The organism is Kitasatospora herbaricolor (assembly GCF_030813695.1).
Classification (GTDB): Bacteria; Actinomycetota; Actinomycetes; order Streptomycetales; family Streptomycetaceae; genus Kitasatospora; species Kitasatospora herbaricolor.
In genome coordinates, this window is sequence record NZ_JAUSVA010000002.1 from 5,221,087 (window position 1) to 5,248,003 (window position 26,917).

Sequence of the window (26,917 nt, forward strand, 5' to 3'; positions counted from 1 at the left end):
GCGGTCAGGCGTCCTGGGTCTTCAGCTGGAAGTACCAGACCGCGTAGATGTCCTGGGTCTTCGGGTCGGACTCGACCACGGTGAGCAGGGTCTTGCCGGTCGCCGAGAGCGCGGTCGAGGCGGGCACCGAGCCGGACCAGGTCTGGCCGGTGTTGGCGTTCGCCAGGCTGAACTGGCCCTGCTGGCCGCCGTTGGTGAAGGCGAACCAGCCCTTGTCGGCCACCTGGGGGGTCACGCCGACGCCGATCCGGTCGCTGGCGACCACGTCGGAGGACGGGATCTTGCCGTCGGCCAGGGCCTCCTTGGCCTTGGTCTGGCAGTCCGCCTGCTCGTTCTCCGTCATGGCGGTACCGGTGCCGCCGCAGAACGGGCGGTCGATCTCCTGCGAGGAGCGGCCGACGGTCACGGTGACGCGCTTGTCACTGGGCTGGTCCTGGCCGGTCGCGTACGCGATGGACCCGCCGACCGTGCCGGCGCCGATCACGACGACGGCGCCGACTGCGGCGATGACACGGGTGCTGAGGCTCATGGCAGAGAGGCTACCGGGCTTTGCCGATCACGCTACGCCGGGGTCGGCCACCGCGTGTTGTCCCGCCCCCGCACGGGCCGCCCGGGGCGCTCGCGGGCCGGCCCGGGCCTCCCCGCGGCCGCCGTCCCGCTCAGGCCACCTTGGCGGTCGCGGGCCGGCGGCGCAGCCCGATCCTGAACAGCGAGCGGACGGTCCACAGCAGGACCAGGCCCACCACGCCCGCCGCCACCGACAGGCCCAGCGCGCCGTCCAGCGGCATGGTGATGCCCAGCGCGCCGCCCGCCACCCAGCTCAGCTGGAGCAGCGTCTCCGAGCGGGCGAACGCCGAGGTCCGGACGGACTCGGGGACGTCCCGCTGGATCAGCGCGTCCAGGGCCAGCTTGCCCAGCGAGGCCGCCGTCCCGGCCGCGGCGGCGACCACCACCACCGTCAGCACCCCGTACCAGAGCGCGGCGGCGCCGGCGGCCAGCGTGGCCACCAGCAGCATCGCGGTGACGATCGCCTCCGAGCGCCGGGTGCGCAGCCAGGAGCCGAGCACCGAGCCGAGCGCGTTGCCGGCGCCGGCCGCCACCGCGACCAGGCCCAGCGCGACGGTCGGCTGCAGCCCGCCGATCGGGTCGTCCCGGAGCAGGAAGGCCAGGAACATCACCAGGAACCCCACCAGCCAGCGGAGCGTGGCCACCGCCCGCAGGGCGAGGATCACCGACGGGCCGACGGTCCGCAGGTTGGCCTTCGGCTGCTGGGCCTTCGGCGGCTCCGGCCGCGGGTGCAGGTGCAGGGGGCCGTGCGGCTGGTCGTCGGCGTGCAGCACGGCCCGCTGCTCGCCCTTGGCCGAGTCCACCTTGTGCGGCAGGTGGAAGGCCATCAGGGTGCCGACGACGAAGACCAGGAAGGCGCCGCGCAGCGGCCAGCCGGGGCCGATCAGGTGCAGCCCCGCGCCGATCGGCGCGCCGACGAAGGTGGCCAGCAGCCCGGCCAGGGTGACCCGGGAGTTCGCCTTCACCAGCGACAGCCGGCTCGGCAGCAGCCGGGGCACCACGACGCTGCGCACCACCCCGTACGCCTTGGACGCCACCAGTACGCCGAGCGCCTCCGGGTACAGCGCGATGCCGCCGCCGACCACGGTGCCCGCCATCGTCCAGGCCAGCACGGCGCGGGCCAGCATCGAGGTGGCCATCGCGGCCCGGCGGCCGTGCGGCAGCCGGTCCAGCAGCGGGCCGATCACCGGGGCCAGCAGGGCGAACGGCGCCATCGTGATCAGCAGGTAGAGCCCGACCCGGCCGCGGGCCTCGCCGGTGGGCACCGAGAAGAAGATCGTGGAGGCCAGCGCGATGGTGATCAGCATGTCGCCGAAGGAGTTCAGCGCGTGCAGCTCGATCAGTTTGGCGAGACCGGACTCGCCGGCGCCCTCGGCCGAGGTGGCCTTGCGGATCCGCCGGCCGGTGCCGTGCACCACCCGGCCGGTCCGCAGCCCGGCGGCGGAGGCGCCGCGGACCAGGAAATTACGGGTGTCGGGGAACTCGTCCTCGCCGGGATCCCCCTCGGGGGCCTCGCCGAGGCCGGGTTCCCCGCCGGAGGCCTCGTCGAGCTCGGGGGCCTTGTCGAGGTCAGGACGGGTGCCGGGCCCTGCGACAGGGCCGTGCTCGGCGCCCGCGCCGGGCGGCGGCGAACCGTCCACCGGCCGCGGCTCGTCGCCGTCAGCAGGGAGGACCTGGGGTTGTCGTCGCGGCACGGCGGCCGACTCGTCGGGGCTGCCGGCCTGCGAGGCGTGCCGTGCGTGCTGCGACGGGTCATCTTCCGCCACATAGGCCATCCTGCCCGAGAAACCCGGCCGGGACGAGGGATTGGGCTCCGCTCGGCGCGGCCCGTGCACCCGCCGGGGTGTCCGACGGTCGGACGGCTCGGGCCCCGGGCTGTCCCCGGTGGCTGACCGACGGGTAGCCTGCCCTGTGCGTCACCACCCTGGGCGTCACCACACGTACCGCAGGGCCGCCGAGGGGGGAACCGGGCGAGGCGAGCGGCGCGGTCGGTACCCGGAGGGGCTCGCGGTCGCGCAGAATGGACGAGAGAACCCGAGCCGCGACGGAACAGGCAACACGCCGTAGGCAACAGAAGAACTGGGAGAGAATCGACGCCGTGAGTGCTGCGATGCGAAGCCGTACCCCCGATCGGCTCTGTGCCGAGGCCGTCGAACTCGCCCGGCAGGCAGCGGCCGAGGCGGTCGGAGCGGAAACCGTGGGGGCACACCTCGGCGCCCAGGCGGACGCCGAGCGGGTCGTCACCCACACTTTCGAGTGTCTGGACGCCGCCTACCGGGGCTGGCACTGGGCCGTCACCGTGGCCCGCGCCCCGCGCGCCAAGAACGTCACCCTGGACGAGGTCGTCCTGCTGCCCGGCGACGACGCCGTCCTCGCCCCGCAGTGGGTGCCGTGGAGCGAGCGGCTGCGCCCCGGCGACATGGGCCCGGGCGACCTGCTGCCCACAGACGCCGACGACCTCCGGCTGGAGCCGGGCTGGACGGGCGAGGACGAGCCCGCACCCAACTCGGTCGTGGCCCTCGCCGACGCCGACGACCTGGAGATCACCGACCCGACCATCCAGCCCGCCCCGGCGCGGGCCCGGATCGGGGCGATCGCCGAGGAGCTGGGCCTGGGCCGCCCCCGGGTGCTCTCCCGGCTCGGCCTGCACTTGGCAGCCGACCGCTGGGAGCAGGCGCACGGCCCGCAGACCCCGATGGCGCAGGCCGCTCCGGCGTCCTGCAACAGCTGTGGGTTCCTGATCCCGATCGGCGGCTCGCTGGGCCAGGCCTTCGGTGTCTGCGGCAACGAGTTCGGCCCGGCGGACGGCCAGATCGTGTCCTTCGCCTACGGCTGCGGCGGTCACTCCGAGGCCGCCGTCATCCCGGCGCCGCCGGCGCCGTCCGAGCTGATCCTCGACGAACTGGTCATCGAGCCGCTCCAGCTCCACCCGGACCGCTCCAGCGGTTCGGTCGAGCCCGACGCCCCGGCCGAGGAGCTCGGCCACTCCTGAGGGGTCCGTCCCCTCCGGGCGCTGTCACGTCCGAGGCCGTCCGGGGCCGTCCAGGCCCGGGGCGGCCTCCGGGCTGTCCGGCCCCGGGCCGCGCGGCCGGCGGGCCCGCCCTGCGGCGTCCCGGTGGCGTCCTCGTGCCGGTGGCGTCCTGGCGGGGGATCAACTCCCGGCGGCGGCGCCGTCCGGGCCCGCCCCGGCCCCCTTCCGTCCGGCCGCGCCGGCCCGGGCCCGCACGCTCCGCGGCACCCCGCCGAAGGCCCCGCGGGCCGAGGCCGACCAGGGGCCCCGGCCGCGCCGGGCACCGCACTCAGCCCCGCCCCGAGCCCCGCCGCGAGCGCCGTCTGAGCCCCGCCCCGCCGCCCCGCCGGGTGGCCGTCCGGGCCCGGCCGCCGCCCCTGGTCCGCCGCCCACCCCGGCGCAGGGAAGAATGCCCTCGTACGAAGGACGAAGTACAGGGCGGCGGAAGGCAGGTCCAGTGGAGCCTCGCATCATCGGCAGCGGTTCGGACGAGCAGGCCGCGGACCCGTTCGGCACCACGGCGCTGCGGCGGCGGGTGCTGGACGCGTGGTCGGCCTCGCCCGCCCGGTTCCGGGAGGACGCCAACGCCGAGGAGGAGCTGGCGCTCGGCGGCTACCGCGACCGGCTGGTGGTCGAGCTGGCGCAGAACGCCGCCGACGCGGCCGCCCGGGCCGGCGGCGCCCCCGGCCGGCTCCGGCTGACCCTGCAGGGCGGCGTGCTCGCCGCCGCCAACACCGGCGCGCCGCTGGACGCCGCGGCGGTGGAGTCGCTCTCCACCCTGCGCGCCTCCTCCAAGCGCGCCGACGGCACCCCGACCGTCGGCCGGTTCGGTGTCGGCTTCGCCGCCGTGCTCGCCGTCACGGACGAGCCCGCCGTGCTCGGCGCCGCCGGCGGCGTGCGCTGGTCGCTGGCCGAGGCGCACGCGCTGGCCGGGACCGAACCCGTGCTGACCGAGGAACTGCGCCGCCGCGACGGACACGTGCCGCTGCTCCGGCTGCCGTTCGCCGCCGAGGGCGAGGCCCCCGCCGACTACGACACGGTCGTGGTCCTGCCGCTGCGCGACGCCGCCGCCGAGGACCTCGCCCGGCGGCTGCTCACCGAGATCGACGACGCCCTGCTGCTCACCCTGCCCGGCCTGGCCGAGATCGTCGTGGAGACCCCGGACGGCACCCGCGTGCTGACCCGCTCGGCCGGCGAGCAGAGCCCCGACGGCCTCACCCTCGTCACCCTCACCGACGACGCCGGGGGCCAGGCTGCCCGCACCACCTGGCAGATCGCCGGCGCCTCCGGCACCCTCACCGCCGACCTGCTCGCCGACCGCCCCACCGAGGAGCGGGCCCGCCCGTACTGGACGGTGACCTGGGCCGTCCCGGTGAGCGCCGCCGGGGTCCCGCAGGCGCTGCGCACCACCCCCGTGGTGCACGCCCCCACCCCGAGCGACGAGCCGCTCGGCGTGCCCGCGCTGCTGATCGCCTCGTACCCGCTGGACCCGACCCGCCGGCACGTCGCGCCCGGCCCGCTCACCGACTTCCTCACCGAGCGCGCCGCCGACACCTACGCCGACCTGCTGCGCGCCCGGGGCGGCGACCTCGGCTCGCTCGGCCTGGTGCCCGGTCCGCTCGGCCAGGGCGCGCTCGACAACGCGGTGCGCGCTGCGGTGCTCGGCCGGCTGCCCGGCATCCCCTTCCTGCCGCACCCGGCACCGGTGGAGGAGGGCACCCCCGCGCTGCGCCCCCGGGACGCCACGCTGCTGGAGGGCGCCGACACCTCGGTGGTCGAGGCCCTCGCGCCGATCTTCCCCGGCCTGCTGCCGGCCGGGCTGGAGCGCCGCAGCGAACTGCGGGTGCTGAACGTCCGCCGGATCCCGCTCGCCGAGGTGGTCGACCAGCTCGGCGGCCTGGAGCGGGAGCCCGCCTGGTGGCGCAACCTGTACGCGGCGCTGGCCGCCGCCGACCCGGAGTCGCTCGGCGCGCTGCCCGTACCGCTCGCCGACGGCCGGACGGTGACCGGCCCGCGCCGCGTCCTGCTGCCCTCCGACGCCGCCGACTGGGCCGCCTACCCGGGCTACCCCGACGCGCTGGCCGGGGCGCTCGCCCTGCTCGACCTTCGCCTCGCCCACCCGGAGGCCGCGCACCCGCTGCTGGCCAAGCTGGGCGCCGGCACCGCCACCCCCGCCGGGGTGCTGGACACGCCCGAGGTGCGGGCCGCCGTGGCCCGCTCCTACGACGTGGCCGAGGACGACCTGGACGCCGCCGTGGACCTCGCCGACGCCGTCCTGGCCCTGGTCAAGGCCGCCGGGACGACCCCCGGCGAGCACCCCTGGCTGTCCCGTCTCGCCCTGCTGGACGACGAGGGCGAGGCCAGCCGGGCCGGCGAGCTGGTGCTGCCGGACAGTCCGCTGGCCGCCCTGGCCCGCGAGGACGACGCCGGCTACCCGGACGAGGACCTGCTGGAGCGCTGGGGCCCCGAGGTGCTGGCCGCCGTCGGCGTGCTCAGCGCCTTCGTGCTGGTCCGCGCCGAGGACGTCCCGCTCGACCCGGACGACCTGGAGCGGCTCGACCCGACCGTCCCCGCCGACCGCGCGGCCGGCGGCGCCCCGACCGGCCTGATCGACGAGGCCCCCGACGGCCTGGCCGACTGGTGCGAGGACGCGCTGGAGGCCCTGCACGCGGACGACGACGGCGAACTGGGCGTGCCGCCGGTCGCCGCGGAACTGCTCGCCGTCCGCGACCTGGACCTGGTGGACGACCGGGCCTGGCCCGAGGCGCTCGCCCTGCTGGCCCGCCCGCCGTACCGGGAGGCCGTGGTCAACCCGGTGCGCACGCTGCTGCCGGACGGCGGCTACGTCGACCTGCCGCCCTACACCGCCTGGTGGCTGCGGGACCACCCGGTGCTGGACGGCCGGGAGCCCGCCGGCCTGCGCGCGGCCGGCGCCGACCCGCTGCTGCGCGGCCTCTACGACGAGGCCAGGACCACCCTGGACGAGCAGTTCCTGCACGCCCTCGGGGTGCGCACCACGCTGGCCGCGCTGCTGGCCGAGCCGCACGGCCCGGACGAGCTGCTGGACCGCCTCACCGACCCGGCCTCGATCGTCGGGCATCGCCAGCTGCACGGCATCCACAGCGCCCTGGCCGGGGTGGACCCCGAGCGGATCGAGCCGCTGGACGTCGTCCGCGCGGTGCCGCCGATGGACCCGGAGACCGGCCGCCGGCCGGCCGGAACCGTCCTGGTGGACGCCACCGAGGCGGTCGTCGCCGACGCGCCCGACCTGGTCCAGCTGCTCCACCCCTACCCGCTGCTGCCGGTCGCCCCGGCGCTGGCCGGCGCCCTGGCCGAACGGCTGCACGTCTCGCTGGCCAGCGAGGTGGCCGGCGGGCGGGTGCTCTCCGAGGGCACCCTGCACCGGGTCCCCGCGGTGGTGCGGGAGCTGCTGCCCGGCTGCCCGGTCGCCTACGAGGAGCACGAGGAGCTGCTGGTGGTCGGCCCCGACGGCGAGGAGGCCGCCGTCGACTGGCGCTGGGACACCTCGGCCGGGACCCCGGACGCGCCGTACGACCCCGAGACGGCCGAGGAGGCCGACGAGGACGACGAGTTCGAGGTGCCGCCGGCCCCCGGACTGCTGCACGCCGCCACCCCGGAAGGTCTGGCCGCCGGGCTCGCCTGGTCGGTCGGCCAGTGGCACCGCCGCTTCGAGGTGCTGGCCGCCCTCGCCGAGCCGGACCGCGCCTACGAGCTCTCGGCCGCCCGGGACTTCGAGGGCTGACGCCGCCCGCCCCGGCCGGCGGCGCCTGCGGGTGCCGGCCGGCCGGGGCCGCCTGCTGCTCCTGGCCGCCGCCGGCCGCACCGGCGCCCGGGAGGGGTCAGGCGGCGGCGCCGTCCGGCGGCCGCGCGGGGTCCGGCCCCTGCCGGTCGCGGATCAGGTACCCGGCCTGGAAGCGGCTCTTCGCGCCGATCCTGGACATGATGTCCGAGATGTGGCGCTGGCAGGTGCGGTCCGACATGCCCAGCCGGCGGGCGATCGACTTGTCGTCCATGCCCAGCGAGAGCAGGCTGATGATCGCCTGCCGCAGGTCGTCCGAGATCGCGCTGGCCTGCGCCCGGTCCACCGAGGTGGCGAACGGCAGGCCGCGCAGCCAGCTCTGCTCGAAGGTCGCCCGCATGAAGTCGATGATGTTCGGCTCGCGGATCACCAGCGCGGCGTCCGGGTTCTCCTGGACCTCGATCACCGCGACGCTCCGGTCGAAGACCAGCATCCGCCGCACCCGGTCGCCGGTGGTGCGCACCTGGCCGCCGAGCGCGGTGATGTGCTCGACGTAGGCGATGGTGGGCGGGCTGTACCGGGCGGTGTGCTGGTAGATGGTGCGCATCGCGACCCCCCGCGCCAGCATCTCCTCGTCCCGCGCGGCCGCCTCCGCCAGCACCTCGGTCCGCCGGCCGCCGCCCGGCTGGGCGGTCAGCACCTCGTTCAGGCAGCGGTGCGCGGCGTCCTGGATGATCGCCCGCACCGAGGCCAGGTCGGTGACCAGCTCCACCCGCTCGATACGCGCCAGATGGGCGGCGCCCGCGTGGTACTCCGGCTCCAGCGACAGGATCTGACACCGCGTCCGGTCGATCGTCAGCTGGAGGTCGCGGAGCAGGTTCTCCAGCGGGGCCAGCACCCGCGCGGCGGCGGACTGCGGTGCCACCGGTGTGAGTTGACGATCGTCGTTGATGATCCTGCCGACCAGGTGGAGCCGCTCCAGCTCGTCCACCACCTGCTCCGCGGTCTCGGCCGGCAGCCCGAGGGCCGCCTCTAACTCCTCGGGCGAGAAGCGCATCCGGTTCACCGCGTAGGCGTAGACGCGGTGGGCGGTTTCGCTCAGTTCCGGAGTACTTGTTAGCCCTGGTATGTCACCAATCGCCATTGATTGGCTCCCCCTCAGTCATCCGTCAGGCGTGTTTCCGCCTCCAAACTATCTCGACCTCGACCTGTTGCCAGTGTGATTGTTGACGTGTTCGCCGCTGCTAGGAGACACCCGGAAATCATGAAGATCGCCCGCTCCTTCCTCCTCCTGCTGATCGTCGCGGCAGTGCCCGGCATCACCGTCATCGGTGCAGTTCAGGCCGCAACCGCAAGCGCCACCGCCGCAACCGCCGTCGTCGCGGGCGCCGCCACCGGGCCCTCCGGCCCCATTCCCGGGGGCGACACCGGCTGGGGCTGATCCCCGCCGCACCGTCCCCCGGCGCCGGGCGCCCGGCACCTCCACCACCACCAGTACCGCGGCCGCCGTCCGGCGCCCGCTCCCCCGCCACGCCTCCCGCGCCCCGGGAGCGGCGCGCCCGTCGCGCCGGGCCCGCCGCCGGGCGGGCCGCACCGCGCGCCACCGGCCACCCGCCGGGCGGCGGCACACCGCAACAACCACCCCACGTACAGCAGTCGGCCGCGCACGGGCTCCGCCCTGCCCGGCCGCACGGATGAGGATGGATGGGTATGGGTATCACCGACGCGGACCTCCCGGGCTCCGCCGCCGCGCTCGACGAACTGCGCTCCGGCTTCGAGGGGCCGCTGCTGCTCCCCGCGGACGAGGGGTACGACGAGGTCCGCGCGATCTGGAACGGCATGCACGACCGCCGGCCCGCGCTGATCGCCCGCTGCCGTTCCACCGCCGACATCGCCGCCGCCGTGCGCTTCGCCCGGGCCGCCGGGCTGCCGGCGACGGTCCGCGGCGGCGGCCACAACGTCGCCGGGACGGCCGTGGACGACGACGCCGTGATGATCGATCTCTCGCTGCTGCGCACCGTCACCGTCGACCCGCAGGCCCGGCGGGCCCGCGCGGAGGGCGGCAGCCTGCTCAAGGACCTCGACACCGCGACCGCCGCGCACGGCCTGGCCTGCCCGGCCGGCGTGGTCGGCCACACCGGTCTCGGCGGCCTCGCGCTCGGCGGCGGCTACGGCTGGCTCACCCGCAAGTGGGGCCTGACCTGCGACCACATCGTCGAGGCCGAGGTCGTGCTGGCCGACGGCACGGTGGTCCGGGCCACCGACGAGAGCCACCCGGACCTGCTGCGGGCCCTGCGCGGCGGCATCGGCAACTTCGCCGTGGTGGCCGCCTTCACCCTGGAGCTGCGCCCGGTCGGCCCGTTGAGCTACCGCAGCGCGCTGTACCCGATGGAGGACGCCCCGGCGGTCCTGCGGGCCTTCCGCTCGTTCACCGAGAAGCAGCCCGACGACCTCCGGGTCTTCGGCGCCTTCCAGGAGCTCGGCCACGACGAGTCCGTCCCGGCCGAGCTGCGGGGCCGGCAGGCCCTGGACCTCGCGGTGGTCTGCTCGGCGGACGACCCGGAGAGCCTGGCCCTGAGCGGGCAGCTGCTGGACGCCGTGCCGGCCGCCTCCTACTTCGAACAGACCATGTCCTACTACGAGTTGCAGGCTCGGCTGGACGCCAGCGGCCCCGCCGGACGGCGTTACTTCACCAAGACCTGCTACCTGGCGGACCTCGCCGACGGCACCATCGAGCAGCTGGTCGAGGCCGCCCGCCGCAACCCGTCCCGGCTGTCCTCGATCGACGTCGAGTTCCTGCGCGGCGCGATCACCGAGGGCACCGGCCGCCCCTCGGCCTTCCCGCACCGGGACGCCGCCTACCTGTGCACCGCCTGGGCCGCCTGGCTCGACCCCGAGCAGGACGAGGCGAACGTCGCCTGGTCGCGCGGCACCATGGCCGCGCTGTCGCCCTGGCAGACGGCCGGCAGCTACGGCAACTACGTCCCGGAGGACGAGTCCGCGGCCCCGGCCGCCGACGCCTGGCTCGCCGACGTCAAGGACCGCTACGACCCGGAGAACCTCTTCCGGGGCCGGCGCAACGTCGTGCCGGCGGTCTGAACCGCACCCGTCCCGGGGCGCCCCGCGCGCCCCGACCGCTCCGCCCCGCACGGCCGGGCGGCGGCCGGCCACCCGCCGGCTCCGCCCCGCCGCCCCGCCACCCGGGGCGGCGCCCCCTGTGACACCGGAAGGAGGGAACCCCCACATGCCGGTCGGAACACTCCCGACGAACCCCCTCTACGAGGACTTCCACGCCCGGGCCGTCCGACGGCCCGACGCCCCGGCGCTGCACTGGCACGACACCGTCGTCGACTACGGCGGCCTCGCCGCGCTGGCCGACCTGGCGTACGCCGAACTCGCCGCGCATCCGGGCGGCCCGGTGGCGCTGCCCGCCCGCAAGTCCCCCCGGGCGATCGCCCTGGTGCTGGCCTGCCTGCGGGCGGGCCGCCCGCTGCTGCTGGTCTCCGAGAGCCTCGGCCGCCGCACGCTGGACCAGCTGGTCGAGCGGGCCGGCTGCGGCTGGCTGGCCCAGGCCGACGAGCACACGACCGAGTGGACGGACCTCGGCCCGGCCCGGCCCGGCGCCGCGGCCCTCGACCCGGCCGCCGCCTGCCTGGTGCTGACCACCTCGGGCTCCACCGGCACGCCCAAACTGGTGCCGCTCGGCGCCGCCGCGCTGGACCGCTTCACCCGCTGGGCGCACGAGCGGTTCGGGCTCGGCGAGGGCCGGACGGTGCTCAACTACGCGCCGCTCAACTTCGACCTCTGCCTGCTGGACATCTGGGCCACCCTGCGGGCCGGCGGCTGCGCCGCCCTGGTCGACCCGGAGCACGCGGTGGACCCGCGCCGGCTGGTGGAGCTGTTCGAGCGCACCCGCCCGCAGGTCGTCCAGGCCGTGCCGATGCTGTTCCGCATCCTCGCGGAGGCGGGCGCGGCGCCCGCGCCCGAGGTCGTGCACGTCGTGCTGACCGGCGACCACACCCCGCCACCGGTGCGCCGGGCGCTGCCCGGACTGTTCCCCGCCGCGGAGTTCCACAGCGTCTACGGCTGCACGGAGACCAACGACAGCTTCCTGCACACCCTCGGGCCCGCGGACCTGAGCGAGGGCGGGACGGTGCCGCTGGGCCGTCCGCTGCCGGGCGTCCGGACGGCGCTGGCCGGGCCGGACGGGCTGCTGGCGGGCGCCGGCACCGGCGAACTGCTGGTGGCCACCCCGTTCCAGACCGAGGGCTACCTCGCGGACGGGGACCAGGGCGGCCGGTTCACCACCGCCGCGGACGGCACCCGGTACTTCCGCAGCGGCGACCTGGTCACCCGCGCCGTGGACGGCACGCTGACGCTGGTCGGCCGGACCGACTTCCAGGTCAAGGTGCGCGGGGTGCGGGTCAGCCTGGAGGAGGTCGAACGGGTGCTGCTGGGCCACCCGGAGATCGCCGAGGCGGGGGTGCTCGCGCTGCCCGACCCGGCGGCCGGGGTGCGGCTGCACGCCGTGGTGCGGCGCCGCTCCGAACGGCTGAACTCTCTGGCGCTGCGGGCGTACTGCGCCGAGCGGCTGTCGAAGGCAGCGATCCCGGCGGCCTTCCGGCTGACCGGCGAACCGCTGCCCAGCACGTCCACCGGAAAGGTCGACCGAGGCCGGCTGAGGGCCGAGTTGTTGGAGGAGAGCACGTGAGCGCCGCGACCGTCATCAAGCAGCACATCGTCTCGGAGTACGCACCGGACACGTCCGTTGACGAACTCCCTTCGTCCTACGACCTGTTGGACACCGGTCTGGTGGACAGCCTGGCTCTGCTGGGGCTGATCACCTGGGTGGGGGAGCGGTTCGGGGTCCCGGTCGACGAGGTCGAGATCTCGCCCGACGACTTCCGGTCCGTGGACGCGATCCTGCGGTTCATCGAGATCACCAAGAGCGCCTGAGCGCTTCCGACAGGGGGTACGAAAGATGTTCATCAGAAGCATGGACGAGATCAAGGCTGTCGACTGGGGCAACGGCACCAGCCACCGGTTCCTGCTGGAGCGGGACCGGATGGGGTTCACCGTCTGCCACACCGTCGTGCGGGCCGGCAGCAAGTCGAAGCTGGAGTACCGGCGCCACCTGGAGGCCTGCTACTGCATCGGCGGGTCCGGCCAGGTGGTCAGCGCCGAGACCGGCGAGAGCTACGAGATCCGGCCCGGCGTGCTGTACGCGCTGGACGAGCACGACGCCCACTTCCTGATCGCCTCCCCGCACGAGGACCTGGAACTGGTCAGCGTCTTCAACCCGCCGTTGCACGGCGAGGAACGCCACCAGCTCGACGGCGACGGCTTCTCGCACTACTGAGCGGCCCGCCGGCACCCGACCACCAACCACGCGGGGGAACCGATGCAGTGGAACGAGGACCAGAAGGCCCTGCGGGCGGCGGTCACCGCGCTCGGCCAGGTGATCGGCGACGGTCACCTGGAGCGGGACGCCGGGGCGAGCTTCTCCCACGACGGCTGGAAGCGACTGTGCGAGGCGGGGCTGCCCGCCCTGCCCTTCGAGCCGGAGTACGGCGGCCTCGGGCAGTCCCTGTCCACCACGATGTACGTCCTGGAGGGCCTCGGCCACAGCTGCCGGGACGCCGGGCTGAACTTCTCGGCCTCCACCCATCTGGTCAGCGCGGGCGTCCCGGTGCAGCGGTTCGGCTCGGCCGAACTCAAGCGCCGCTTCCTGCCGGGCATCGTGGACGGCAGCACGATCGGCGCCCACGCCATCACCGAGGCGGACGGCGGCTCCGACGTGATGGGGATGCGGACCACCGCCGTCCCCGACGGCGATGACGCCTTCGTGCTGAACGGCTCCAAGGCCTTCGTCAGCAACGGCCCGATCGCGGACCTGATCGTGGTGTACGCCAGGACGGGCCGGCCGGGCAACCCGGCGGGGCTGACCGCCTTCCTGGTCGAGCGGGACACGCCCGGCCTCACGGTGGGCCGGCCGATCGCCAAGATGGGACTGCGCAGCTCGCCGCTGTGCGAGCTGTTCCTGGACGACGTCCGGGTGCCCAGGTCGCAGGTGATCGGCTCGGCCGGGGCGGGCTTCCTGGTGCTCGACCACGTGATGAAGTGGGAGATCCTCTGCTCCTTCGTGATCAACGTCGGTGAGATGCAGCACCGGCTGGAGCAGTGCGTCTCCTACGCCAGGACCCGCCGGCAGTTCGGCCGGCACATCGGCTCCTACCAGTCGGTCTCCAACCTGATCGTGGGGATGCGGGTCGACGTGGAGACCTCCCGGAAGTGGCTGTACGACACGGCGGAGAAGATCGTCGGCCGCGAGAACGCGGCCGTCGACGTGGCGATCAGCAAGCTGGTGGTCAGCGAGGCCAACGTCCGCAGCGCGCTGACGGCCATTCAGATCTACGGCGGACACGGCTACATGGCCGAGGTGGGGCTGGAGAAGGAACTGCGCAACGCCGTCGCGGGGACGCTCTACTCGGGGACGACCCAGATCCAGCAGCAGCGGATCGCCGCGCTGATGGGCCTGGGCCGCCCCGCCCCGGCCCGAACCGAACAGGGGTTGGAATGACTACTACCGACGAACTGCTGAAGCCGACCGAGTTCCTCGACTACGAATCCGCGACCGTACGGGCCTTCGTCGACAAGGCGCTGCCCGAGCCCGGGCGGCTCACCGAGGTGGAGCGGGCGGTCGCGCTCTACTACGCCGTCCGTGACGGCATCAACTACGAGGTGTACGACGCCGACCTGTCCCGGGAGGGCCTGCGGGCCAGCTCGGTGCTGGAGCGCGGCAAGGGCTTCTGCGTGCACAAGTCGATCGTGTACGCGGCCGCCGTCCGGTCGGTGGGGGTGCCCAGCCGGATCGTCTACGGCGACGTCCGCAACCACCTGGCCTCCGAGCGGCTGCGCCGGCTGGTGGGCGGTGACGTGTTCCGCTACCACAGCTGGACGTCCGTCCAGTTGGAGGGCGCCTGGCTGAAGGCCACCCCGGTCTTCAACAAGATGCTCTGCCGGCTCTACCGGATGCGGCCGCTGGACTTCGACGGGCGCTCCGACAGCGTCTACCACCCCTACGACCTCGAAGGCCGTCGGCACATGGAATTCCTGCGTGACCGCGGGGAGTTCGACGACGTCCCGTACGACCAGGTGGTGGGCGGCATCAGGGACGCCCACCCGCTGCTCTTCGCAGGCTCGCACACGACCACATCAGGCTCCCTCATGGACGAGGCGGCCGCAGAGGGAGGCTCCGATGGTGGACAGGGTTAAGTTCCAGCTCGACGACAAGGACGTCCCGACCACCTGGTACAACCTGGCGGCGGACCTGCCGGGGGCGCCGCTGGCCCCGGCGCTCAGCGCCGCGACCGGCGCCCCGCTCGGCCGCGACGAGCTGGCGGCGCTCATGCCCGAGCCGCTGATCGACCAGGAGATCGGCACCGAGCGGGAGTTCGAGATCCCCGAGCCGGTCCGGCAGATCTACGCGATGTGGCGCCCGGCCCCGCTGTTCCGGGCCCGCCGGCTGGAGCGCGCGCTGAACACCCCGGCGCGCATCTACTACAAGTACGAGGGGGTCTCGCCGGCCGGCAGCCACAAGCCCAACACCGGCATCGCGCAGGCCTTCTACAACAAGGAGGCGGGCAAGACCGGGCTGGTCACCGAGACCGGCGCCGGCCAGTGGGGCAGCGCCACCGCGCTCAGCGCGGCCTTCTTCGGGATGACCGCCAAGGTGTTCATGGTGCGGGTCAGCTTCGAGCAGAAGCCGTACCGCAAGTCGCTGATGGAGACCTACGGCGCGGTCTGCACCCCCAGCCCCAGCGTCGAGACCGCGGCCGGCCGGGCCATCCTGGCCGCCGACCCCAAGTCGCCGGGCAGCCTCGGCATCGCCACCTCGGAGGCGCTGGAGACGGCGGCCGGCGACCCCTCGCTCGGCTACGTGCTCGGCAGCGCGGCCAACCACGTGCTGGCCCACCAGACCGTGATCGGCCAGGAGGCGCTGCGCCAGATGGAGCTGGCGGACGACTACCCGGACATCGTGATCGGCGCCGCCGGCGGCGGCAGCAACCTCGCCGGGCTGGCCTTCCCGTTCCTGGGCGCGCAGCTGCGCGGCGGCCCGGACGTCCGGATCATCGCGGTCGAGCCGGCCTCCTGCCCGACCCTGACCCGCGGCCGGATCGCGTACGACTACGCCGACACCGGCCGGGTCGGCCCGCTGTTCCGGATGCACACCCTCGGGCACTCCTTCGTGCCGCCGGCGATGCACGCGGGAGGCCTCCGGGCGCACGGCATCGGCCCGCTGATCAGCCGTACGGTCGAGGACAAGCTGATCGAGCCGGTGGCCGTCGCGCAGACCCGGTGCTTCGAGGCGGGCGTGCAGTTCGCCCGCACCGAGGGCATCCTGCCGGCGCCCGAGTCGACCCACGCGATCAGGGTCGCGATCGACGAGGCGATCCGCTGCCGGGAGGAGGGCCGCTCGCAGGCGATCCTGTTCGGGCTCTCCGGGCACGGGCACTTCGACCTGGTCGCGTACGAAAAGTACTTCGCGGGCAGTCTGGAGGACGACGTGCTGGACGAGGCGGTGCTCGCGGCGGCCGACGCCAGCATCCCCGCGCTCTGACCGGACCGGTCGACGGCGCCTCGCTTCGACCGCCCGTGCGGGCCGCCCCCACCCGGGGCGGCCCGCGCCGGGCGGCCCCGGAAGGGAAGAACATGACGGACGGACAGAAGGCCGGCCAGACCGGCGGCCTGTGGCGCGGGGTGGCCCCGCTGACGGGGTTCGCCGCGCTCACCGCGGCGGTCGACGTGTACGCGGGGAACCGCCTGCAGTCGCTCGATCCGCTGGCGATAGCGGCGGTGTCGTTCTCGCTCACGGCCGTGTTCTTCCTCGGCCTGGACATCGCCCGCAAGGGCCTGGCGGCGGCCCTGCGGCCGCTCTCCGCCCAGCGCTGGGACGTGCTGGCGCTGAACGTCTCCACCGCCGTCACCTGGCTGTCGATGCTCTACGCGCTGAAGTACCTGGAGCCGGCGGTGGTGAACGTGGTCGGCCTGGCGATCGGCCCGGTGCTGACCCTGGTGTTCGGCCCGCTGCTGCGCCGGGGCACCACCGTGCTCCGCGCGGAGGCCGTGGTCTCGGCCGGGATCTGCCTCTCCATCGCCGTCCTGGTCTGGGGTTCGGTGACCGGACGCAGCGGGGTCGGCGCGGTGGACGCCGGGGACGCCGCGCTCGGCCTGGTGCTGACGCTGGTCTGCGGGCTGGCGTCGACCGGGAACGTCATCTACTCCAAGCGGCTGAGCGAGGCCGGTCTCGGGCCGCAGTCGGTGCTGTCGGTGCGGTTCTTCCTGACCATCGTGGTGACCTGGGCGGCGGTGGGCCTCGGCGACCAGCCGGGGCTCGGCGCGGTGTTCCTGCCCGCGGCGGTGATCGCGGTGATCGGGGTCGGCCTGCCGCTGTACCTGATCCAGGTCGGCATCAAGCACACCGAGCCGATCACCGCCTCGCTGCTGTGCACCCTGTCGCCGCTCTTCGCCTACCTGCTGCAACTGCCCGACCGGCGGCTGACGCAGTCCACGCTGACGCTGCTCTGCATCCTCGTCATCACCCTGCTGGTCGGGGTCGGCACGGCGGCCCGGGGCCGCCACGACCTGCGCGTGCGGGAGGCCGCGGCCCGGCCCGCGCCCGTGCCGGCGGGGGCCGCCGGCCGCCCGGCCGGCGACCGGGCCGCCCGCGCGGCCCTCGGCACGGACACCCAAGGAGAGCCCTCGTGACAACCGCCGTCGTCGACGCCTACGGCATCGCCCGGTTCCTGCCCGCCGCCCTGCGGCGGTACGGCGTCGAGTACCTGCACGTCCGCTCGCAGGAGCCGGACATCCACCTGGCCTACCGGCCGGAGGACTTCACGGTCGATCTCCAGCACGAGGGCGACCTGGCGGCCACCGCCGCCCGGCTGCGCGAGCACGGGGTGGACTTCGTGGTGGCGGGCGCCGAGTCCGGGGTGCTGCTGGCCGACGCGCTGTCGGCGGAGCTGGGCACCCCGGGCAACGGGATGACCCGGCCCGCGTCGCGCCGGGACAAGTTCGCGATGGCCGCCGCGGTCAAGGAGGCCGGCCTGGCCGCCGCCGAGTCGCTGCTCTCGGCCTCGGCGGAGGAGACCGTCGCCTGGGCGGAGCGGCTCGGCGAGTGGCCGGTGGTGCTGAAGCCGGTGGCCAGCGCCGGAACCGACCACGTCTTCTTCTGCGACTCGCCGCAGGAGATCCGCACCGCGCACGCTACCGTGCTGGCCGCGGTGGACCGCTACGGCCGGCGCAACACGCAGGTGCTGGCCCAGCAGTTCCTGGACGGTGACGAGTACTTCGTCAACACCGTGAGCCGTGACGGCGTTCACCACATCGTGGAGGTCTGGCGCTACCACGACCTCCCGAAGGGCGGCGGCCGTTCGATTCCGCCCGCCTTCGAGCACCCGGTGCCGCCGGAGGACCCGGCCGCCCGGCAGCTCGGGGACTACGTGCCGAAGGTGCTGGACGCGCTGGAGATCCGCAACGGCTCGGCGCACACCGAGGTGATGCTCACCGCACGCGGTCCGGTGCTGGTGGAGTGCGGCGCCCGGCTCGGCGGCGCCCACCTGCCCGACGTGGTCAACCGTGCCATCGGCACCGACCAGGTGGACCTGCTGGCCCTGGCCATCGCCCGACCCGAGCGGATCACCGGCCGGACCCTGCCGCCGTACCGGCTCCTCACCCACCTGCGGTACCTCAACCTGATGAGCCCCCGGGACGGGGTGGTCCCGTCCGAGGAGGCCTGGGCGGAGGTCCGCGCCCTGCCGTCCTTCCTGGACATGGTGCTCACCATCCCGCCGGGCAAGCCGGTCGCCCGCACGGTCGACCTGGCCACCGTGCCCGGCTACCTCTACCTCAGTTCCGACGACGCCGGCCAGGTCGAGGCCGACTACCGGCGCCTGCGGCAACTGGAGGCGGACGGGCTGTACGACGCCTGAGCGTCCGCGGCCCGGCCCCGTCACTGTCCCACCCCGTCACATGTCCGACCCCGTGAAGCCGTCCGATCCTACGAAGGTGGAAGTCATGACCCAGGCCATACCGAACCTCGGCGAGCTCGGCAGCATCCCCGCCGAGTACGTGCACACCGAGAAGACCATCCGCCCGGACGACGAGCTGCTGCTCCCGACCGCGGTGTTCAAGTGGTACGACATCTTCCGCGCCGACCAGGACGTCCCCAAGGACGTCCGCGAGGAGGCCCAGGAGTGGCTGCGCTCGGAGGCGGCGGCCGGGCGGCTGGAGCTGCGCCAGGAGATCGGCTACGCGCTGCTGCACCGGGCCGGTGACAAGTACTTCCTGATGATCTGCGTCTGGCGCAACATCAACGAGCTGCACACCGGCCTGTACTTCAAGGACGACGCGGGCTTCCTGCCCTACCCCGTCCGGGCCGAGGTGCCCAGGCCGACGATGGACATCCTGGAGCTGGACGTCACCTCGCACGAGCGGCGCGGCTGGTCCCGCTACCTCAGCTCGGACCGCGACGAGGCGGCCAAGCAGGCCTACCTGGACGACCGCTGCACGGGCATCCTGGTCTGATCCGTCCGGTGACGGCGGTACGTCAGGGCTCCGAACCGCGCCCGACGTACCGCCACACCACCTCCAGCGCCACCCCGGCGATCATCGCGATCCCCACCCCCGCCCACGGGTCCCGGGTGCCGGCCAGCGAGAGCTGGAAGAAGTCCGACAGCCACGGCACCAGCAGGACCAGCGCGAACGCCCCGCCCATGGTGGCGATCAGCAGCAGCCGCCACCAGTTGTACGGCCGGGCGACGATCGCCAGCACCCAGATCGCCACCAGGAACAGCGTCAGGGTGGCCACGCTGGTGTCCGCCTCCAGGTCGGTGGTGTGGTTGGCGCGGGCCAGCGCGTAGGCGGTGAAGGTCGCGGTGCCCGCGATCAGCCCGCCCGGCACGGCCAGCCGCAGCACCCGCCGGACGAAGCCCCGCCGGGCCCGCTCGTTGTTCGGGGCCAGCGCCAGGAAGAAGGCCGGCACGCCGATGGTCAGGGTGGAGAGCACGGTGGAGTGCCGGGGCAGGAACGGGTACGGCGAATGGGTGCAGATCACCAGGATCGCCAGCAGCACCGAGTAGACCGTCTTCACCAGGAAGAGGGTCGCCACCCGCTCGATGTTGCCGATCACCCGGCGGCCCTCGGCGACCACCGAGGGCAGGGTGGCGAAGCTGTCGTTCAGCAGCACGATCTGCGCCACCGCCCGGGTCGCCTCCCTGCCGGAGCCCATCGCGACGCCGATGTCGGCGTCCTTGAGGGCGAGCACGTCGTTGACGCCGTCGCCGGTCATCGCGACGGTGTGCCCGCGCGCCTGCAGGGCGCCGACCAGTTCACGCTTCTGCTGCGGGGTGACCCGGCCGAAGACGGACGTCCGGTCGGCGGTGTCGGCCAGCTCCTCGGGGTCGGTGGGCAGCGTCCGGGCGTCCACCGGGTGCTCCGCCCCCGGCAGGCCCAGGTTGGCGGCCACCGCGCCGACCGAGACGGCCGCGTCGCCGGAGATCACCTTCGCCCGGACCTGCTGGCTCTCGAAGTAGCGCAGGGTGTCGGCCGCGTCGTCGCGCAGCCGCTGCTCCAGCACCACCAGCGCGAGCGGCCGCAGGCCGGCGGCCGGGTCGGGCGCGTCCAGCGGCACGAGCGTGCGGCCGAGCAGCAGCACCCGCAGGCCCTTGGCGCCCAGCTCGTCGACCTCGGCGAGCGTCGGGTGCCCCTCGGTCAGCAGCACGTCGGGGGCGCCGAGCAGCCAGCTGGCCTCGGCGCCCTGCGGTTCCAGCAGCTGCACCCCGCTCCACTTGCGGGCCGAGGAGAACGGCATCGCCTCGATCACCCGCCACTCGCCGTCGGAGCCGGCGGCGCTGCCGTACGCGTCGATGATGGCCCGCATGCTGGGGTTCGGCCGGGCGTCCGCCCCGGCCAGCACCCCGAGGGCGGTGCGCAGCACGGCCTGGTCCACCGCACCGCCGGGGCCGTCCGCGCCCGGAGGCCCGGCCGCCCCGGGCGCCTCGTCCGCCCCTGGTGGGCCCCCGGCCGGGTGCGGGCCGGGCAGCGGCCGCAGCTCGACCACGTCCATGCCGCCCTCGGTGAGGGTGCCGGTCTTGTCCAGGCAGACGGTGTCGACCCGGGCCAGGCCCTCGATCGCCGGCAGTTCCTGCACCAGGCAGTCCTTGCGGCCGAGCCGCACCACGCCGATCGCGAAGGCCACCGAGGTCAGCAGCACCAGCCCCTCGGGCACCATCGGGACGATCCCGGCCACCATCCGCCGGACGGCCTCGCGCCAGTCGCTGCCCTCCACCGCCAGCTGGCTGATGATCAGGCCGATCGCGGTGGGGATCAGCAGCCAGGTGATGAACTTCAGGATGCTGTTGATGCCGCTGCGCAGCTCCGAGCTGACCAGGGTGAAGCGGCTGGCCTCCTCGGCGAGCTGGGCCGCGTACGCCTCGCGGCCGACCCTGGTGGCGCTGAAGGCGCCGGCGCCGGCCACCACGAAGCTGCCCGACATCACCTGGTCGCCGGGCTGCTTGAGGACGGGGTCGGGCTCGCCGGTCAGCAGTGACTCGTCGATCTCCAGGCCGTCCGCCTCGGTCACCTCGCCGTCGACGATCACCTTGTCGCCGATGCCGAGCAGCACGGTGTCGTCGAGCACGATCCCGGCGACCGCCACCTGTTCGACCCGGCCGTCCCGGCGGACCTGCGGCTTGGCCTCGCCGATCAGGGCGAGGCTGTCCAGCGTGCGCTTGGCGCGCATCTCCTGGATGATCCCGATCGCCGTGTTGGCCACGATGACCAGCCCGAAGAGACCGTCCTGGATCGGTCCGACCACCAGGATGACGGCGAACATGACGCCGATGATCGCGTTGAACCGGGTGAAGACGTTCGCCCGGACGATCTCCTTCACCGAACGGCTGGACCGCACCGGCACGTCGTTGACGGCACCGCGGGCGACCCGTTCGGCGACCTCGGCCGCCGTCAGCCCGCCGCGCCGGCCGGGCACGAGCCCCAGCGGACGGGCGCCCGGGGCGGACTCCGGCGAGCCGTCGCTCCCGTTGCCGGCCGTGTCTTCCGCGGGGTGCGTCATGGCACCGACTGTACGGGCGGGTTTTGTCCGGTGCGTGGTGGTAACGGCCGATTCGGGCCGACCGGGTGGCCGAGGTCCGGCGCCTGCTCGGCGTCGCCCGTCCGGCGGGTCCCGCGGGCCCGTCGCGGGCCCCGCCGGACGGGCGCGGGCCGGGGCGCGGGCCGGGTCAGCCGTTGGTCGGGCTCCGGCCGTCCGTCTCGCGCTCGGGGCCCCCGGCGGCGGAGGCGTCGGCGGCGGCCGCGCGGTCGCGGGCGATGGCCGCCCGGCGGGCCCGGCAGTACCAGAGGCCGATCAGGCCCAGGCCGGCGCCGGCCAGGCAGATCCACTGCCAGTCACCGCGCCCCTGGGCGGCGAGCGTGCCGTGGAAGGGGAGCAGCACCAGGAAGGCGACGAACCACAGGACCGTGCCGCCGCCGACGATGGCGACGTCGTTCGCCTCCAGGGGCGGGGGGGAGGGGCGCAGCGCGGTCTTCGGCATGGGCCCTAGAGTACGGCCGGCGTGGCGGTCCTGTGCAGCGCCCATCCGGCGGAGGATGATCGGAGAAGTGCCGGGCGCGATCGGTCCATGCCCACCTGAAGTGCGTTCTACGCGCGAAGATAGCGCGTGCACGACCAAGGTCCTCATACTTGGATCTCCGGCCGGCCCCGGCGTGTCGCCTTGACCACCCCCAGGTCCGCCCGGATCGCCCGGCCGCCGACGCTCGGGTGCACGCCCTCTCCTCCGCCCCCACCCGAGGATGCACGTATGCCAGTGGCCCAGCCGACCACCGAGTCGCCCGAGCCTTCCCCGACGACGCCGGCCCCCTCCGGCGCCCTCGACCGCTTCTTCAAGATCTCCGAGCGGGGCTCCAGCCTCTCCCGCGAGGTCCGCGGCGGTGTCGCCACCTTCTTCACGATGGCGTACATCCTGGTCCTGAACCCGATCATCCTGTCGAGCGCCGTCGACATGAACGGGCGGCACCTCGACAGTGCCCAGCTGGTCACCGCGACCGCCCTCACCGCGGCGCTGACCACCCTGCTGATGGGCGTGATCGGCAACGTCCCGATCGCCCTGGCGGCCGGCCTCGGCGTCAACACCATCGTCGCCCTCCAGCTCGCCCCCAGGATGACCTGGCCGGACGCGATGGGCATGGTCGTGCTGGCCGGCTTCGCGATCATGCTGCTGGTCGCCACCGGGCTCCGCGAGCGGGTGATGAACGCCGTGCCGCTCGGCCTGCGCAAGGCCATCGCCATCGGCATCGGCCTCTTCATCGTGCTGGTCGGCCTGGTCGACTCCGGCTTCGTCAGCCGGATCCCGGACGCGGCCCACACCACCGTCCCGCTCCAGCTCGGCAGCAACGGGCACCTCAACGGCTGGCCGGTGCTGGTCTTCATCCTCGGCCTGCTGCTGACCCTCGTCCTGCTGGTCCGCAAGGTGCCCGGCGCGATCCTGATCAGCATCGTGGTGATGACCGGCGTCGCGCTGGTGATCGACAAGCTCGCCGACATCCCCGCGATGAGCTGGGGCCTGACCGTCCCGGCCTGGCCGGGCAACCCGGTCGCCGCGCCCGACTTCGGACTGGTCGGCGAGGTCAGCCTGTTCGGCGGCTTCGGCAAGGTCGGCATCCTGACCGGCATCCTGTTCGTCTTCACCGTCCTGATGAGCTGCTTCTTCGACGCGATGGGCACCATCCTCGGCGTCGCCGACGAGGCGCACCTGCTGGACCGCAACGGCGACCTGCCGGGCATCAACAAGATCCTGATGGTCGACGGCATCGCCACCGCCGCCGGCGGCGCCACCTCCGCCTCCGCCAACACCTGCTTCGTCGAGTCCACCGCCGGCGTCGGCGAGGGCGCCCGCACCGGCTTCGCCTCGATCGTCACCGGCGGGCTGTTCGCCGTGGCGCTGTTCCTCACCCCGCTGGCCACCATGGTGCCCGCCCAGGCCGCCACCCCGGCCCTGGTCACGGTCGGCTTCCTGATCCTCGCGAACTCCATCCGCGAGATCGACTGGAGCGACTACACCATCGCCATCCCGGCCTTCCTGACCATGGTGATGATGCCCTTCACCTACTCGATCACCAACGGCCTGGGCATCGGCTTCATCACCTTCTGCGTGCTGCGGGTGGCCGTCGGCCGGGGTCGTGAGGTCCCGGTGGCGATGTACGGCGTGGCGGCCGTCTTCGCCTTCTACTACCTGATGCCGGCCCTCGGGCTGCTCTGACCCACCCCGCCGTGCCCGGGCCGCCCCCGCGCCCGGCCGGTACGCAGGACGGGCCCCACCGCGTGTGCGCAGCGGTGGGGCCCGTCCGCGTCCGGGCCCGGGGCCCCGCCCAACTGTGCGAACTTTCGGCCGCGGTCGTCCTTCCGGTGATCTACTGCAAGGACCCTCAGGCGGAAGGAACGCGACAGGTGGACGAGAGCGACGTGCTGGCCGAGCGGTTCGAGGAGCACCGGTCGCATCTACGGGCCGTGGCCTACCGGATGCTCGGCTCCCTCGGCGAGGCCGACGACGCCGTCCAGGAGACCTGGCTGCGGCTCGGCCGGACGGACGTCACCGAGGTGCAGAACCTCGGCGGCTGGCTGACCACGGTGGTGGCGCGGATCTGCCTGAGCGGGCTGCGCCGGCGCGCGCAGCGCCGCGAGGACCCGCTGGAGGTGCGGATGCCGGATCCGGTCGTCCGCCGCGAGGACGCGCTGGACCCGGAGCACGAGGTGCTGCTGGCCGACTCGGTCGGGCTGGCGCTGCTGGTGGTGCTGGAGTCGCTGACACCGGCCGAGCGGATCGCCTTCGTGCTGCACGACATGTTCGCGGTGCCCTTCGACGAGATCGCCCCGATGATCGAGAAGTCCTCCGCCGCGACCAGGCAGCTGGCGAGCCGGGCCCGTCGCCGCGTGCAGGGGCAGGCCCCCGCGCCGGACCCGGACCGGGCCCGGCAGCGCGAGGTGGTCGCCGCGTTCTTCGCCGCCTCCCGGGACGGCGACTTCGACGCGCTGGTCGCGGTGCTCGACCCGGACGTGGTGCTGCGGTCCGACGGCGGCGGACTGCGGGCCCGCCGCACGGTCCGGCTCGACGGTGCGCGGACGGTGGCCTCGCAGGCGCTCACCTTCCGCAAGCTGTCCCCGTTCGTCCGCCCGGCGCTGGTCAACGGGGCGGCGGGAGTGGTGGTGGCCGCGGCCGGCCGGGCGATGTCCGTGATGGCCTTCACCGTCACCGGCGGCCGGATCGTCGCCATCGACGTGATCGCGGACCCGGACCGGCTCGGCAGGATCGACCTCGCGGGCCTCGAAGCCTGAGGCGGTGCCCCGGCACCCCCGGCGCCGGGGGTGCCGCGGCCGGAACGCCGTCGGGCCCCGCAGCGGCGGGGCCCGACGGTGGTCGGGCCCGCAGGCCCGTGCGGCGTTACTTCTTGAGTCGCGAGGAGGCGACGATCGAGACGATGTGCGCCGGGACCAGTACCCACACGACGGCGGTGACGACGGCGACCGCGATCCTCGTGGCGGTGAGGCCGCCGAGCGCGAGATCGGCCAGGGCCGCGACCAGCAGCAGCAGGGTGCACTCGATCCCGTTGCAGAGACGGTGGATCCCGACGGCCGAGGCGAGCCGGCGGACCCGGGCCAGACCGGAGGAGCGCGGGACCACCGAGGCGTCGGTGGCCTTCGCCAGGCCGCTGTCGGCCCGGGCCACGTGGACCAGGTCCGAGGAGGCCTTGAGGATCAGCACGCCGATCGCCGCGGCCAGGCCGGCCACCAGGTAGGGGCCGAGGTGCAGCGAGGAGGCCCGGCAGCCCATGCCGATCATCACGGCGGCGTCCGCGAGGTAGGCGCCGAGGCGGTCCAGGTAGACGCCGAGCGGGCTGTACTGCTTGCGCCACCTGGCGACCTCGCCGTCCACGCAGTCCAGCAGCAGGTAGAGCTGCATGAACAGCACGGACAGCACCGCCCCGCCGATGCCGGGGACCAGCAGGGCGGCCCCGGAGAGCACGCCCGCCACCACCATCACGCCGGTGATCTGGTTCGGCGACCAGCGGGTGTCGAGCAGGAGGCGGGTGATCCGCAGTGAGACGGAGCGCATGTAGAGGCGGCCGGCCCAGTGCTCCGCCCGGCTGTCGAGCTTGCCGGGCGGGTGGACGACCCCGCGCAGTTCTTCGAGTTGGACCCTGGTCATGCTGTCTCCGTGGCTGGCTCGGGCGCACCCGTGCGGCTGATTCGGCCGGGTGTGCGATCACACGCAAGCGCACGGTACGGCGTCAGCGCAAACGGCCGGCGGGCGGGTGCGCGGCCGGGCCGGCCGCCCCCGGGGCCGCGGGCCCGGCGGGGTCGCCCGACCGGTGCCGCACGGCCCGCGGGGCCGATCTCCAACCAAGGTTCTGTGTAGCCCAGTTGGTGGTGGGCATACTGCCTGGACGGGAGACGGGGAGGGGCTTTCGCGATGGTCCAAGAGGATCCACCGGGGACGGACGAGGCACGGCTGCTGCCGGAGCCGTTCTGGACGGCGGACAAGGCGTCGCTGCAGGGGCAGCGGCAGACACTGCGCTGGTACCGGGGGCAGATCGTGATGCTGGTGGTCGCGGCGGTGGTGAGCACCGTGCCGGGGCCCAGCCACCGCGGGGACGCGGACGTCACACCGCTGTTCTCGGTCGCGGCGTTCCTGGCGGCCGGCTACTTCTGGTTCCGGCTGCGCCAGAACAACCCGCAGGGGCGTTGGTACGAGGCGCGGGCGGCGGCGGAGTCGGTCAAGACGCTGGCGTGGAAGTACACCGTGCGGGCCCGGCCGTTCGACGGGCCGGCGGACTCCGCCGAGGTGGAGCGCGGCTACCTGCTGCAGGTCGCCGACGTGCTGAAGGCCTTCGAGGACCCGTCCGTTGTCCCGCCGGGGACGGTGCCCGAGATCACCCCGGAGATGCGCCGGGTACGGGCGGCCGGGCTGACCGAGCGTCGCACCCTGTACCTGCGGGCCCGGGTGGAGGGGCAGCGGACCTGGTACCGGGCACGGGCGGACGCCTGCGAGTCGCAGTCGGTCTCCTGGGGGCTGGCCACCGTCGCGCTGATCATCGTGGGCGGGGCCGCGGCGGTGGCGCAGGCGATGGGCGCGCTGCCGGTGCACATCTTCGGGGCCTGCTCGGCGGCGGCCGCCTCGGTGATCGCCTGGACCCAGCTGAAGCAGCTCCGGCCGCTGGCCTCCGCGTACCAGTTGGCCGCCCGTGAGCTGGAGAACGTCGGGAACCAGCTCTCCGACCTGGACCTGAAGCGCCCGGACGCCGAGACCCACTGGGCCTCGCTGGCGGCCGAGGCGGAGGACGCGGTCTCCCGGGAGCACACCACCTGGCGGGCCCGGCGGGCCTTCCCGCGCTGAGCCGAGCCGCCCCCCCCGGGGGGCGGCTCGCGGCGGAAGGCCCGCCCCCTCCGGTGGCGGTACGGGGGAGATTCGGCAGGCGGCGCGGGTGTTTGGTCGTGCCCGTGTGCA

The 26,917-nt window shown here is 74.3% G+C and carries 22 protein-coding genes; 16 read left to right on the forward strand and 6 right to left on the reverse strand.

From position 1 onward, the window contains the following. Positions 1–4: 4 nt before the first annotated feature. Positions 5–529 carry a hypothetical protein gene (locus J2S46_RS23255; protein WP_191290628.1) on the reverse strand — a complete coding sequence of 175 codons (525 nt, stop codon included), beginning with the start codon at positions 527–529 and terminating at the stop codon, positions 5–7. A gap of 130 nt (positions 530–659) precedes the next feature. Beyond that, the gene (locus J2S46_RS23260) at positions 660–2,027 is read right to left on the reverse strand and encodes an MFS transporter (RefSeq protein WP_191290723.1); all 1,368 of its coding nucleotides are present in this window, start codon (positions 2,025–2,027) and stop codon (positions 660–662) included. Between the two features lie 650 nt (positions 2,028–2,677). On the opposite strand from J2S46_RS23260, the gene J2S46_RS23265 reads away from it, so the two are divergent. Both J2S46_RS23265 and J2S46_RS23270 read left to right on the forward strand, forming a co-directional pair. Further along, positions 2,678–3,559 carry a DUF3027 domain-containing protein gene (locus J2S46_RS23265; RefSeq protein ID WP_191290724.1) on the forward strand — a complete coding sequence of 294 codons (882 nt, stop codon included), beginning with the start codon at positions 2,678–2,680 and terminating at the stop codon, positions 3,557–3,559. 475 nt (positions 3,560–4,034) lie between these two features. Then, complete coding sequence (locus J2S46_RS23270; protein WP_191290629.1) at positions 4,035–7,340, forward strand: sacsin N-terminal ATP-binding-like domain-containing protein; 3,306 nt, start codon at positions 4,035–4,037, stop codon at positions 7,338–7,340. 97 nt (positions 7,341–7,437) lie between these two features. Here J2S46_RS23270 and J2S46_RS23275 read toward each other — a convergent pair whose 3' ends face one another. After that, positions 7,438–8,481, reverse strand: coding sequence for a helix-turn-helix transcriptional regulator (locus tag J2S46_RS23275; RefSeq protein ID WP_229912813.1), 1,044 nt, complete (start codon positions 8,479–8,481; stop codon positions 7,438–7,440). Positions 8,482–8,601: 120 nt separating this feature from the next. Between J2S46_RS23275 and J2S46_RS23280 the strand changes: the two genes are divergently transcribed. From J2S46_RS23280 to J2S46_RS23330, 11 genes are all read left to right on the forward strand, one after another. Further along, complete coding sequence (locus J2S46_RS23280; protein ID WP_191290630.1) at positions 8,602–8,778, forward strand: hypothetical protein; 177 nt, start codon at positions 8,602–8,604, stop codon at positions 8,776–8,778. A 269-nt stretch (positions 8,779–9,047) separates the two neighbouring features. After that, positions 9,048–10,436, forward strand: coding sequence for an FAD-binding oxidoreductase (locus J2S46_RS23285; RefSeq protein WP_229912814.1), 1,389 nt, complete (start codon positions 9,048–9,050; stop codon positions 10,434–10,436). Positions 10,437–10,581: 145 nt separating this feature from the next. Next, positions 10,582–12,048 (forward strand): AMP-binding protein, encoded by a 1,467-nt coding sequence (locus J2S46_RS23290; protein WP_191290631.1) that lies wholly within the window; start codon positions 10,582–10,584, stop codon positions 12,046–12,048. Further along, positions 12,045–12,293, forward strand: coding sequence for a phosphopantetheine-binding protein (locus J2S46_RS23295; RefSeq protein ID WP_191290632.1), 249 nt, complete (start codon positions 12,045–12,047; stop codon positions 12,291–12,293). The genes J2S46_RS23290 and J2S46_RS23295 overlap by 4 nt, the downstream gene beginning before the upstream one ends. 25 nt (positions 12,294–12,318) lie before the next feature. Continuing rightward, complete coding sequence (locus tag J2S46_RS23300) at positions 12,319–12,696, forward strand: ectoine synthase (RefSeq protein ID WP_190212769.1); 378 nt, start codon at positions 12,319–12,321, stop codon at positions 12,694–12,696. Between the two features lie 42 nt (positions 12,697–12,738). After that, complete coding sequence (locus J2S46_RS23305; RefSeq protein WP_191290633.1) at positions 12,739–13,917, forward strand: acyl-CoA dehydrogenase family protein; 1,179 nt, start codon at positions 12,739–12,741, stop codon at positions 13,915–13,917. After that, a complete protein-coding gene (locus tag J2S46_RS23310; protein WP_191290634.1) occupies positions 13,914–14,612 on the forward strand; it encodes a transglutaminase-like domain-containing protein in 699 nt (232 codons plus the stop codon). The genes J2S46_RS23305 and J2S46_RS23310 overlap by 4 nt, the downstream gene beginning before the upstream one ends. Then, positions 14,596–15,957 (forward strand): TrpB-like pyridoxal phosphate-dependent enzyme, encoded by a 1,362-nt coding sequence (locus J2S46_RS23315; RefSeq protein ID WP_191290635.1) that lies wholly within the window; start codon positions 14,596–14,598, stop codon positions 15,955–15,957. The genes J2S46_RS23310 and J2S46_RS23315 overlap by 17 nt, the downstream gene beginning before the upstream one ends. A 92-nt stretch (positions 15,958–16,049) precedes the next feature. Further along, positions 16,050–17,105 (forward strand): EamA family transporter, encoded by a 1,056-nt coding sequence (locus J2S46_RS23320; RefSeq protein WP_191290636.1) that lies wholly within the window; start codon positions 16,050–16,052, stop codon positions 17,103–17,105. Continuing rightward, positions 17,102–18,331 (forward strand): ATP-grasp domain-containing protein, encoded by a 1,230-nt coding sequence (locus tag J2S46_RS23325; protein WP_191290637.1) that lies wholly within the window; start codon positions 17,102–17,104, stop codon positions 18,329–18,331. The genes J2S46_RS23320 and J2S46_RS23325 overlap by 4 nt, the downstream gene beginning before the upstream one ends. Positions 18,332–18,416: 85 nt before the next feature. After that, positions 18,417–18,926, forward strand: a complete 510-nt coding sequence (locus J2S46_RS23330; protein WP_191290638.1) for a hypothetical protein — start codon at positions 18,417–18,419, stop codon at positions 18,924–18,926. 22 nt (positions 18,927–18,948) lie between these two features. Here J2S46_RS23330 and J2S46_RS23335 read toward each other — a convergent pair whose 3' ends face one another. Next, entirely contained in the window at positions 18,949–21,471 is a 2,523-nt protein-coding gene (locus tag J2S46_RS23335; RefSeq protein ID WP_307351005.1) for an HAD-IC family P-type ATPase, read from the reverse strand. Positions 21,472–21,637: 166 nt separating this feature from the next. Continuing rightward, entirely contained in the window at positions 21,638–21,949 is a 312-nt protein-coding gene (locus tag J2S46_RS23340; RefSeq protein WP_191290640.1) for a DUF2530 domain-containing protein, read from the reverse strand. Positions 21,950–22,216: 267 nt separating this feature from the next. Here J2S46_RS23340 and J2S46_RS23345 point away from each other — a divergent pair, with 267 nt between their 5' ends. Both J2S46_RS23345 and sigJ read left to right on the forward strand, forming a co-directional pair. Then, a complete protein-coding gene (locus tag J2S46_RS23345) occupies positions 22,217–23,674 on the forward strand; it encodes an NCS2 family permease (protein WP_191290641.1) in 1,458 nt (485 codons plus the stop codon). A gap of 188 nt (positions 23,675–23,862) precedes the next feature. Next, the gene (gene sigJ / locus J2S46_RS23350) at positions 23,863–24,747 is read left to right on the forward strand and encodes an RNA polymerase sigma factor SigJ (protein ID WP_191290642.1); all 885 of its coding nucleotides are present in this window, start codon (positions 23,863–23,865) and stop codon (positions 24,745–24,747) included. Positions 24,748–24,853: 106 nt separating this feature from the next. On the opposite strand, the gene J2S46_RS23355 is transcribed toward sigJ, so the two are convergent. Then, positions 24,854–25,618, reverse strand: coding sequence for a CDP-alcohol phosphatidyltransferase family protein (locus J2S46_RS23355; RefSeq protein WP_191290643.1), 765 nt, complete (start codon positions 25,616–25,618; stop codon positions 24,854–24,856). Positions 25,619–25,882: 264 nt separating this feature from the next. Between J2S46_RS23355 and J2S46_RS23360 the strand changes: the two genes are divergently transcribed. After that, positions 25,883–26,806, forward strand: coding sequence for a DUF4231 domain-containing protein (locus J2S46_RS23360; protein ID WP_191290644.1), 924 nt, complete (start codon positions 25,883–25,885; stop codon positions 26,804–26,806). The last annotated feature ends 111 nt before the right edge of the window (positions 26,807–26,917 follow it).